General features: G+C 55.6%; 1 protein-coding gene. It reads right to left on the bottom strand.

Annotated features, from left to right (window positions below; genetic code table 11):
• Nucleotides 1-39 precede the first annotated feature (39 nt).
• Nucleotides 40-1,127, bottom strand: a protein-coding gene (locus tag MRBLMU1_RS23465) for an IS3 family transposase (RefSeq protein WP_161052696.1) whose coding sequence is annotated in 2 segments (ribosomal slippage) — nt 40-866 and nt 866-1,127 — 1,089 coding nt in all. Because the reading frame shifts where the segments join, the coding sequence is not laid out codon by codon here.
• Nucleotides 1,128-1,197: the final 70 nt, after the last annotated feature.

The following is a 1,197-nucleotide window of genomic DNA, read 5'->3' as shown; positions in this document are numbered from 1 at the left end:
GGTAATCCCCCCATTAATGATGCGCACCAGAAGTAGAGGCTATGCGGCGAGGGCCAATTTCTGAATCGGCGTAATGCCGCCGAGTGCCATGTGTGGCCGGTCGTGATTGTATGTCCATAACCAGCGCGTGGCAAAGTCCTGGATCTCGTCCAAGGAATCGAACAGGTGATGCGCCAGCCAGTCATAGCGTACGGTGCGGTTATAGCGCTCGACATAGGCGTTCTGTTGCGGTTGGCCCGGCTGGATGAACGCGATCTCGATGCCGTGCTTGGCGGCCCAAGTCTTGGTCGTCTCGCTGATGTATTCCGGACCGTTGTCGCACCGGATCACGCGCGGCTTGCCGCGCCATTCGATCAGCTGGTTCAGCGACCGGACGATGCGTTCCGACGGCAAAGAGAAATCGACATCGATGATCAAGCCTTCGCGGTTGAAATCGTCGATGACGTTGAATAGGCGAATGCTGCGTCCATCGGCCAGTTGGTCGTGCATGAAATCCATCGACCAGGTCTGATTGATCGCTGTGGGTACCGCAAGTGGCAATGGCTTCTCACGTACCAGGCGCTGGCGCGGTTTGATGCGCAGGTTCAGCTCCAGTTCGCGATAGATACGGTAGACGCGCTTGTGGTTCCATTTGAAGCCTTTCACGTTGCGCAGGTAAAGAAAGCACAGGCCGAAGCCCCAGTTGCGCTGATTGTTCGTCAGACGCACCAACCAGTCGGCGATTACTTCATTTTCAGAATGGCGCTTGGCCTGGTAGCGAAAACAGGTCTGGCTGATGCCGAATGCCAGGCAAGCATTCTGAATTGTCGCTCGGCCAGCTTCGACATACCAGCGAGCCATCTCACGTCGGCGAGATGGCGCTACCACTTTTTTGCTAAAGCCTCGGCAACGATCTCGGCCTTGATGCGCTCATCGGCATACATCTTTTTGAGACGGCGATTTTCCTCTTCAAGCTCCTTCATGCGGGCCATCAGGGACGCATCCATACCGCCGAATTTGGCGCGCCACTTGTAGAACGTTGCCGTGCTCATGCCATGCTCGCGGCATAGCTCCGGGATCGGGGAGCCGGCTTCTGCCTGCTTCAGGATGGCGATGATTTGGCTGTCGGTGAATCGGGAAGTCTTCATTGCAGAACTTTCAAAAAGCTAATTGAGAAAATTCTACTTCTGATGGCGATCATTTGCAGGGGGGATTACC

This window comes from Burkholderia sp. LMU1-1-1.1 (assembly GCF_040675865.1).
Lineage (GTDB): Bacteria > Pseudomonadota > Gammaproteobacteria > Burkholderiales > Burkholderiaceae_D > Rugamonas.
The sequence above is the reverse complement of the archived record's forward strand: the minus strand, read 5'-3'. Positions and strand labels throughout refer to the sequence as shown.